This window comes from Desulfobacter curvatus DSM 3379 (assembly GCF_000373985.1).
GTDB lineage: Bacteria > Desulfobacterota > Desulfobacteria > Desulfobacterales > Desulfobacteraceae > Desulfobacter > Desulfobacter curvatus.
In genome coordinates, this window is record NZ_KB893103.1 from 18,381 (window position 1) to 28,278 (window position 9,898).

Annotated in this window: 5 protein-coding genes and 1 pseudogene; 2 read left to right on the top strand and 4 right to left on the bottom strand. The window is 50.1% G+C overall.

Annotated features, from left to right (window positions below; translation table 11 throughout):
- The first annotated feature begins 199 nt into the window (after positions 1 to 199).
- The gene (locus B147_RS0123080; RefSeq protein WP_020589571.1) at positions 200 to 4,159 is read left to right on the top strand and encodes an acyl-CoA dehydratase activase; all 3,960 of its coding nucleotides are present in this window, start codon (positions 200 to 202) and stop codon (positions 4,157 to 4,159) included.
- A gap of 208 nt (positions 4,160 to 4,367) precedes the next feature.
- Positions 4,368 to 4,844 (top strand): MarR family winged helix-turn-helix transcriptional regulator, encoded by a 477-nt coding sequence (locus B147_RS0123085; protein WP_020589572.1) that lies wholly within the window; start codon positions 4,368 to 4,370, stop codon positions 4,842 to 4,844.
- Between the two features lie 140 nt (positions 4,845 to 4,984).
- Here the strand turns inward: B147_RS0123085 and B147_RS0123090 are convergent, their stop codons facing one another.
- The 4 genes and pseudogenes from B147_RS0123090 to B147_RS0123110 all read right to left on the bottom strand — a co-directional run.
- On the bottom strand, positions 4,985 to 7,174 hold the full coding sequence (locus tag B147_RS0123090; protein ID WP_020589573.1) for a TonB-dependent receptor: 2,190 nt from the start codon (positions 7,172 to 7,174) through the stop codon (positions 4,985 to 4,987).
- Positions 7,161 to 7,772 carry a DUF4405 domain-containing protein gene (locus tag B147_RS0123095; RefSeq protein ID WP_020589574.1) on the bottom strand — a complete coding sequence of 204 codons (612 nt, stop codon included), beginning with the start codon at positions 7,770 to 7,772 and terminating at the stop codon, positions 7,161 to 7,163. Before B147_RS0123095 ends, B147_RS0123090 begins: the two co-directional genes overlap by 14 nt.
- Before the next feature lie 822 nt (positions 7,773 to 8,594).
- Positions 8,595 to 9,176 (bottom strand): DUF4277 domain-containing protein, encoded by a 582-nt coding sequence (locus B147_RS0123105; protein WP_020589576.1) that lies wholly within the window; start codon positions 9,174 to 9,176, stop codon positions 8,595 to 8,597.
- A 102-nt stretch (positions 9,177 to 9,278) separates the two neighbouring features.
- Positions 9,279 to 9,647, bottom strand: a pseudogene (locus B147_RS0123110) (IS4 family transposase); the annotation flags it as partial.
- Between the last annotated feature and the right edge of the window lie 251 nt (positions 9,648 to 9,898).

Below are 9,898 nucleotides of genomic sequence, written 5' to 3' on the forward strand. Positions count from 1 at the left end.
TTCTACCCCCGAACCATTTTATTTTGCCCCTGGACCTTGTGAGCTATGTCGTCAATCCGCAAACCAGTAATCAAAAATACCGCACCGGGTAAAAACAAACCTGTACGGGGTAGAATAAAAACTATCAAGCAGGCTATTTCTTTCTTATTGGATTTTGTTTCCTATCCCAAACAGTTAAAAAATTAAAGGGGAGATCACAATGCCTGCATTTGGAATTGATATTGGGTCCGCAGCCGTCAAGACAGCTGTGGTGGATGACAAGAACCGGGTGGTCTGGTCGGATTATACCCTGCATCACGGGGATATCCGGGGGGTGGTGAACGCCCGGCTGAAACAATTAAGACAGGAAAACAGTTACGGGCCGTTGCGCATGGGGGCTGTGACCGGCAGCGGCCAGGACCTTGTGGCAGGCAGGATCATGGGGGTGAACGAAGTGGCGGCGGTTGTTGCCGCAGGCAGAATTTTTTGCGAACAGGCTGCCTCTGTCGTGGAAATCGGCGCCCAGACCGCCAAGTACATCACCGGGCTTAAGGAAAAGTCGGGTCATGGCATCAAAGTGGCCATGAATGCCAATTGTGCATCCGGTACGGGAGCGTTCCTGGAAGAGCAGATATCCCGGCTGGGCCTGGCCCCGGAAGATTTTTCCGGCTATGCGGCCAGGGCGAAATCCATTCCCAGGATTGCCGGCCGGTGTGGTGTGTTTGCTAAAACAGATATCACCCACCACCAGCAGGAAGGGGTGCCTGTGGCAGATATACTTTTAGGTATAGCCTATGCCGTGGTCCGCAATTTCAGGTCCAGTGTGATGAAAAAGCTGTCACTGGAAACCCCCATCCTTTTCACCGGCGGGGTAGCCCATAACAAGGCGATTATCCGGGCCTTGAAAGATGTGCTCGAACTTGGGGAAAAGGACCTGATTATCCCGGACCATTTCAATGTTGCCGCGGCATCCGGGGCCGCCATGATTGCCCTTAAGCAAGGGTTTGAAACCCGTCTTCTTTCCCCGGAAGAACCCGCCTTTGTGTGCGCCCAGGAACCGTTTTCAAACACAGACCTGGTCGGGATCAGCCTGCCGCCGCTGGCTTTATTCGGGCAGGATGACAGTTATGGCAAGCATGACATACAAGCATCTTCAGACCCTGGAAAAGGCTTTTTCCTAGGCATTGACGTGGGCTCCACCAGCACAAACCTGGTGCTCATTGATCCCGGCGGGCAGGTGACGGATTTCAGATATCTAAGGACCCGTGGGGAACCCGCCGCGGTTGTCAGCCAGGGACTTGAGGAACTGAAATCGGCCCACGGCCATGACATGAAAATTCTTGGCACAGGCGTAACCGGATCCGGCCGCTACCTGATCGGCAAAATGGTGGGGGCTAAGACCATCAAAGACGAAATCACGGCCCAGGCAAAGGCTGCCGTTACGATTGATCCGGATGTGGACACGGTATTTGAGATTGGGGGCCAGGATTCCAAATTTATCCGGATTAAAGACGGACAGGTGGCGGATTTTCAAATGAACAAGGTCTGCGCCGCAGGAACCGGCTCATTTATCGAGGAGCAGTCTGTAAAATTCGGTATTCCCATTGACGATTTCGATATTATGGCCCTGACCAGCAACACCCCCATCCATCTTGGCGAGCGATGCGCCGTGTTCATGGAAACCACATTGGCCGGTCACCTTGCCCGGGGGGCGGAAAAAAGGGATCTGGCTGCAGGCCTGTGCTATTCCATTGTCAAAAATTACCTGAACCGGGTGGTGGGTGCCAGGCAAATCGGCAATCATATCCTGTTCCAGGGGGGATTGGGCCATAACCAGGGTGTGGTCAACGCGTTCAGGGTCGTTTTAGGAAAAAAAATCAAGGTGCCGGCATTTTTCAGCGTCACCGGTGCGCTGGGTGCGGCACTTTTAGCCAAAGAAGCGGCGGAAAACAACAATGAAACCGCCAGCCCACGGCCCAGGTCCTGCCCGTCCGGGCAGGATATGGAAGCAGGCGGAGAAAACCGCTTTTCAGCCCAGGTCCAGGACCTTGTCTTTGATGGCTACACCGCTGGTTTGGATTCGGATAAAAAAACCGTGGGCCTTCCCAGGGCCTTGTTTACCTTTGGCATGTTTTCCATGTTTCACACCTTCTTTAAAACCCTTGGGTTCAATGTGCTCATGTCTCCGTCCTCCAATGCGCAGACCATTGAACTGTCCCAGGCCTGCTCCCTGGATGAGACCTGTTATCCGGTGAAACTGGTTAACGGCCATATTGCCTGGCTCATTTCTCAAAAGGTGGATTATATTTTTTTTCCGGACCTTTATACCGTACACCACCCGGGCTCCGAGTCCCGGCAGAATTTCGGGTGCGCCTATATGCAGCTGGCCTTTAAGCTGATGGCCCAGACCATGGATCTTGAAAAAACCGGCATCACGCTTTTATCTCCCACCATTGCCTTCAGCCTGGGTCCGCAGTTCATGAGTAAAAGCTTTATTGACCTTGGCAAAACGCTTGGCCGGACAAAGGAGCAGACCATGGCGGCCCTTGGGGCCTCCATGAAGGCGTTCCAGCAATTTGAAAAACGGATGGAAGACCACGGCAAAAAGGTCCTTAAATCCCTTGGTCCGGATGAAAAAACCTTTGTCCTGATCTCCAAAATATACGGGGTGGCAGACCCGGTTTTAAACCTTGGGATACCGGACCGGCTGGCGGAAATGGGCTATAAAACAATCTGCTTTTTTGATTTGCCCGAGGGCAATATTTTCAAGGAGCATCCCAATATGTACTGGCCCTTTATCCAGCATATCCTGGATCCTGCCTACCTGATCAGGGAACATCCCAATCTTTTTGCCATTCTTTTAACCCACCACGGGTGCGGGCCGGATTCTGTCGCGTCCCACTTTTTTGCCGAAATCATTGGAGATAAGCCGTTCCTGGCCATTGAAGTGGATGAGCACGCCTCCCCGGTAGGTGTTATGACCCGGCTGGAGGCCTTTGTGGACCGCATTTCCCATATCCCGGCCCAAAGGTCCGAACCCATTGAGACCTATGAAAACCGGATTGTTCACACACCCGTGAACATAACACAGGATATCAACGCGCTTCCCCCCGGGACCAGGATTTTCCTTCCCCAGCTGCCCGCCTATTCAAGCGTTCTTAAGGAAATCCTGGCCCGGCAGGGAATATCTGCAAACCTTCTTCCAGTAACAGGGGAAAGCGCCTTGAACCGGGGCAGGCAGTACACCACGGCCAATGAGTACTTTCCCCTGACCGCCCTTTTGGGAGATATCCTTGAAAACCTTGACCAGGACCCAAATCCCGGAACAGCCGCCTTTATCATTCCCCAGACCGAAGGCGCGGAGGTGGACGGGCAGTACAGCCGCTTTATCAGAACAAAGCTGGACCAGGAAGGGTATACAGGCACAAGACTGGTCTCCCCGTTCATGGAAGACGGCATTGCTGCAGACCCTGATATGCTTCACGGCATTTTCATGGGAATCCTTGCCGCCGACCTGATCTGGCTGGCCCCGTCCCGGCACCGCCAGGCCCATCTTTCCTATGTAAACGGATTGATTCAAAAAAACGAGCTGACCCTGGACAACCTTGTCATTCTGGCGGCCATTATCCGGAAAAACCTTGCAGGCACCGCGTTCAAAAAACAGATATTTATCATTGGCGATCCCCTGGTGATGTTCAACGATTTTTTAACGGACCAGTATTTTTCCTGGCTTGAATCCCTGGGGCACAGAGTGGTCTATGCCTCCATGAGCGAATACCTGGCCCTGCTGTGGAGAGACTGGGCACAACAGAACAGGAAAGAAAACACAGCCATGCTCCTGGAACGGGTGGATAAGCTGTGGCGCCTGATCCGGGGGATTGACAGGCACCTTAAAGGCTTCAGTGTGTTTTCAAAAAATCTGGATGATCTTGTAAGGCATGCCCAGGCCACCCTGGGGTATTACACAGGGGCCAACGGCCGGTACCGGCTGGGCAAGTGCCTGGATATCCATGAAAAGGTTGACGGCATTATCACGGTTTCCCCCATGTACGAAAATACGGGCATTTCCCTGAATGCCCTGGCCCGGAAATTTGAGTTCCCATTGCTCAACCTCACCCTGGACGGCAACCGGAACCCATCGGACAGGACCCGTCTGGAGGCGTTCCTTTATTATTTATAAACAAAGAGGAACTTTTTAGCGCACCTGGGCCGAACCGGTTGCCCGACGGGAAATTATCTTCCCGGCCCTTGATCTTCCATGGGAAAGGATGTTATCCCTCTGTCAGGCAGACACTGAAAAGGGTTTCAAGGAAAGGAATGCCAGGTTGTTGGGCCGGGTCCTTTTGCACACCCGTATAAGTTTGTGGACCTGATAGAGACATTGCAGCGTGGATGATAAGACTGAAATCATAAAGGACTTGATTGGAAAATTCCAGGGCACGGCCAGAAAATATTGCCAAAATGAGGCGTTGCCCATCCGGGTCAACGAAAATGTAACGGCATCCACCCGGGAAGTCCATATGATCCAGGCCATCGGGAACAGCAAAAACATTGGTGTCACAGAACTTGCCCAGGTTTTTGGCACATCAAAGAGCGCGGCCTCCCAACTGGTATCCAGACTTTCCAAAAAAGGTTTTCTAAAAAAAAGGCCGGCCAGGGCCAATAATAAGGAAGTCCGCCTGGTGCTCACTGAACTTGGCTGGGAAGCTTACAAGGCCCATGCCCGGGTTCACCGGGATGACATGGCGTACCTAATGGGCAAGCTTCAGACCTTTTCTTTGTCCCAGATTGCCGTGACAGCCGTGATGTTTGAAACCCTGGATGAGATTATGGCCCAGCGCCTGACAAAACAGATCCGTGAATGACGACTGGCAGGGAGATCCGCCCGGCATAAAGGATATTTCCAAATAGTTAATACAATTAACTACGTAAATGGCCTTATCCAAAGTCGGTCCCCGGCATATCAATGCCGTGGACCGGTTTTAAAAATTGGGTGCCCGGCGGATTAAAACCGGTAACTCACTGTAACGCCGGCGGTCAGGGGCTCTCCGTCTTCGGCAATTCCCTTGGCAGTATTCTCAAAAACAATGTATTCCCGGTCCAGCAGGTTTCTACCCCAAAGATAGATATCCATTTTTTCCGTTTCCAGACCGACCTTCGCATGAACCAGGGCATAGGGGTTTTCCTTGACCGTATTGGCATCGTCAAGGTAGCGCTTCCCGTATCCCACAATATCCAGACGGCCGAAGAAAGACCAGTTTCCTGTCAGCATATGCCGGTACTGCACCCCGATATTCCCGGAAACCTCAGGCACGTTAAAAACCTGATTCCCGGCATAGTCCGTGCCAAGGACCGGATCGGCATATTGGTCATATTCTGCCTCAAGTACGGTCAATCCGGCAGACAGGTCAAGGCCTGTCACAGGCGTCAGGCGGGCTTCTGCCTCAAGCCCGAGACGATGGGACTCCCCGGCATTGGATATGTAGGAAGTGTTCAGATCCGTATCAAACAGGGCAATCTGCTCATCTTCAAGATCCATGTAGAACCCGGACAGGTCCAGGGCCAGCCTGCCGTTCAAAAACTCAAGCCTGCCTCCGATTTCATAAAGCCAGCTGGTCTCATCATCATATGCCGTACCGCCTGCCGGGGCTAATTTATTAAATCCCCCGCTCCTGTGCCCCCCGGAAAAGGTGGCATAAACCATATGGCTGTCCGTGAAATGCCAGGCCAGGCTGGCCTTGGGAATCAAGGCGTCGAAATCGTCGGAAGCATCCGGATAAACTGTAGTGGTGGTGCTTCCGCCGTCAGGGGTGTCTTCTTTAGTCCAGTGCATGTCTGCATCCTCATATTCATACCTGAGCCCCAGGGTCAGATCCAGTTTGTTAAGCATTTTCACGGTCCCCTGGCCGAAAACCGCAGCGCCACGGCTGGTGCCGTCGGACACATTCAGGCTGCTGCCGGTATTTGTGCCAAAGGGATTTCCGGGATTGCCGGCCATTGCCGGACGGTAATAGGTGGTGGTGTGGTTTACTGAATCATTATCATAAAAATACAGTCCCCCGAGCCAGTTGAACCGGGAACCGGAAGGGTCTGATGCCAGGCGCAGTTCCTGGGTCAGGCCCTTATCCTCCTGGATATAATTCATCCGGGTCATGTCAAGGCTGGAAAAATCCGCATCAAGCAACTCATCCACCTGGTAATCCCGGTACCCGGTAATGGACGTCAGGATGCCTATGGGCAGCGTGTAATTCACATTCAGGCTTGCACCCCATACATCCGTATCAGATGTGCCCTCGAAATCATGGGAATAGTGGCCGGCAGGATCGGACTTGAAAACGCCTTTTTGAACAAAGGCATTTCTTTCGGTTCTGCGCAGGGGAAATACCCCTTCATCCCAGGTCTGGCCGTCCAGGACCAGATTCATATCAAGCATGTCCGATGGCAGAAAACGCAGTTTGAGTCGGCCGCCGCCGCCATCGGTGTGGCGTCCTTCATCCCCGCTGGTTTCCACATCGTTTTCCATATACCCGTCCTGCTGCCTGGCCAGGGCGGCGATCCCCACAAAAAACCGGTCTTGGACAACAGGAGCCTGCAGGGTCCCTTTAAACTCCATCAAGTCTTCGCTGCCATAACTTGCTTCGATTTTGCTGCGGACCTCATTGCCCGGTTCGCTTGTCCGGACATTGATGACGCCGGCCATGGCATTTCGCCCGTAAAGGCATCCCTGGGGCCCTTTGAGCACTTCGATCTGTTCGACATCAAACAAAGGAAAATCAAACATATAGGATTTTGAATAACTGACCCCGTCCACATAGTATCCAATGGCAGGCTCTCCCCCATGAATACTTTTAATGCCGCGCATAAAGCTTATGGCGTGGCGGCGGGAGCCGGCATTGTAAAATTCAAGTCCAGGGGTCAGATCGGAAATCCCTTCCATGCCGTCAACGCTGGCATCCTCAATAATGGCGGCATCCAGGACCGTGATACTGGCCGGCACATTTTTGACACTTTCAGATCTTTTCTGGGCCGTTACTACAATGGTATCCAGGGTTTTTTCAGGATCTGCCGAATCAGCGATTCCCTCTGGATTTTGCGTTTCGCCGGAACTTCCCCCTGCCAGGGCAACAGGACAAAGGGAAAAAACAAGGGCCAATACAAGTAAAGACAAGGGTGCGGATAACTTACATTTTTTCATGGGAATCTCCTGTGGTATGCATGATATCTAAAAGACAACCAATGGTTGTGTGATTGTGCTCAGCGATTTCTGCCAGGGACTGTCCGGGTGAGTCCACGGCAATGTGATTTTCTTTGAGGCGGGCCAGGGTGTCCCGGAGATTTAACCCCATATAGCCGACAATGGCAGAGGCCGGAAAGCGGGTACTGGCACCGTAAGGCGGGGTACCGTACTTTTTAACCAGACCTGTTTTCAGGAACCGGGCAAAGCCCATAACCTGCTTCATGGGCGGGGCATGATGAAAGGATCCGGTGCTGACAAACAGAGTCAGGAGCAGGGAGGCCAACATCGGCACAAGGGTTTTTCCCGGACGGATCCCGAAAGTCATGTAAGAAGCCAGCGGTTTCCAGTTGTACCAGGTGTGCACCAGCATGGCGATACAGAAAAGAATCCCGCTGTTCAAGTGAATGGCGCCCCAGTGATGCCTGTTCAGCCCCATGAACGTCCATGGAGAGAAATGCCCCACATGGCTGGGCGGCCCCAAATAGAGCACAACACTGGACAACAAAAGCACCACACCAGAAGAAAAAAGGGTAAGAGATGTAGTTTTTTTAATCATTTCAATAGATTCCTTATGGTTAATGTACTTAACTGAGATTTTTATCTTCTTAACCAAACGGAATTCAAAAGTCAAGACTTTTTATGGCAATACTCTTTTTTCATTTCGTCCCTAACTTTTAGGATACATGTTGCCAGATGCTAAGTACGCCACGCCGTAAATATGTACACGGTTCATAAACACCGGATGCCTTGGTTTAAAAAAATTTGCCGGGCTAAAAAACGGTGTACGGACTTGCGTTGTGGTGTACTAAGTATCGTTGCAGGGTTAAATCGGAAAAAAACTGAATACCCACAGGCGACGAACCCGGTTTATATTGTAAAAAATTTTTTTACGGTCCGGGTCCAACCCCTGTTCGCATTTCTGGTTCCATATTTGGGGAGTGAGCTGACAAAACCCACCTTAAGGTGAGTATAAAAAAAATAATCCATCGCACATCTATGACATGTTCAGCTTCTTGGTAGGACGCTCAACAGCTGGTAGAGGAGCAGTTGCATCCTTGTCTGCGAGATTGGGTATGTGTTCCCGGATCTTATCGTATAGGTACCACTGACGTTCCGGAGATAGTCCTGCTGAGATGACTTCCTCGGGGTGGATAGAACCGTCTAATAGAGTCGAGGAATCGGCAGTCTTTTTCAGCAATTCAAAGGTCTCTTGTTCAGAGTCAATGTAGCGTTTCGCAATTACCACTCCAGGATGACTTGAATCCATAGAAAAATGATGGTAGCCGGTTATTCCTGGCAGATTATGGAAGTACTTCGTGTCCTTTCGGCAAACATGCGTGAATTAAATTTTTAAAATGGATAGAATTGCCTCCAAATTTTAATTTTGTAAAGGAGGCAATATGGACCCAAAAAACACAACAGAAATATCATCCGAATTAAATAAGGTAAAATCAGCGTTCGAAACCATGAATTGTTTCAAATCCGGTCGTTTGGCCTTACTGTATCCGTAGGTGATGTTCAAAGGTTGGTCGGGATGATCGTAATCACCAAATACTGAAACGGATGTAGTGTCAAAATGGTGATAGCGTGTGTCCAGCTTGAAACAACCGATGGCATTCTGGGAAAGTTGAGAAAAAATTTTGTGCGTCCCTGCGTGAAAAAGCTGATCCATTGCCCGTCCAAGATTGGTATCATTAAATTGGCCCGGGGCAATGGTTTTACCAAGAAGAAGTTCGGTGTCCATGCCATTGAAGGATTCTTCAAGGCGGTACAGTGGAGTTCTTCCTGAGAGGGTATCAATTCTCATTGCAAGAACAGTCTCTCCTATAGATAGCTCCATCTGTGTATTAACCATAGCATTAATCGTGTCTACCAAATTGATCCGTTTTGCGTATTCTTTAAAAATCGGTAGAAACCGAACATCAGTGAAGCGCCAGTCCTCAGTGTTGGGTATTTCCATGCTGTGCTCCTTATCTCCTTTGGGTCATTTTAGGAGCAGAATAATATAAAAAGATAAATATGTCTAGGAAAACTTTAATACTCAACTTTCGGAGGAGTAATTTTACACCCCCAATAATTCCTCAGAACAACTTGAAAAGCCGAAATACTTGAGGGCTTGACCCATCACCTGATCAAGCATCTCCTGTACCATACGCTCGCTAAAATCAAATAGTCGCCGAATATTTACCAAAGCTAAACGCATGATCCGCTCCAAAGAAACCATAAAAGATAGATTTTTCATCTCATCATTACAAGCCCTGAAGAGTTCCCCGAATGACCGTTGATCCACACATTGCCGCTGATAAAGGCTGAGCATGTTATATCTGGCAAGAACAAGAGATGTATGAGCGATCAGGCCATCGTAGTTCCTAATTTGTATTTCTTTGACCAATTTCAAGTGTTGCTTGCACATTTTGAAAAAGACTTCAATATACTATTGATAATGCATCTATAAAAATAAACTTGACACATTCATGTGAGTCTCCTATCATTAGCCGTAAAGGGCTATTATCATTAGTAGATTTACTCTGGAGGCTGCATGAAAAAGGAAACTCAAGCACCCCCTGTCAGTTGGAGAATCATCCCGAAAGAAAATCAAGATCGTATTGTCAACCTTCTCGGACAACTGGTATGTCGCCATGTCGAGGTACCGGTAAAAGGAGGGGCAACAACAAATGAACG

What these genes read in the sequence shown, in the direction of transcription:
- B147_RS0123080 (WP_020589571.1), top strand. Translation starts at nt 200, where the DNA reads ATGCCTGCATTTGGAATTGATATTGGGTCCGCAGCCGTCAAGACAGCT.
- B147_RS0123090 (WP_020589573.1), bottom strand. Translation starts at nt 7,174, where the DNA reads ATGAAAAAATGTAAGTTATCCGCACCCTTGTCTTTACTTGTATTGGCC.
- B147_RS0123095 (WP_020589574.1), bottom strand. Translation starts at nt 7,772, where the DNA reads ATGATTAAAAAAACTACATCTCTTACCCTTTTTTCTTCTGGTGTGGTG.
- B147_RS0123105 (WP_020589576.1), bottom strand. Translation starts at nt 9,176, where the DNA reads ATGGAAATACCCAACACTGAGGACTGGCGCTTCACTGATGTTCGGTTT.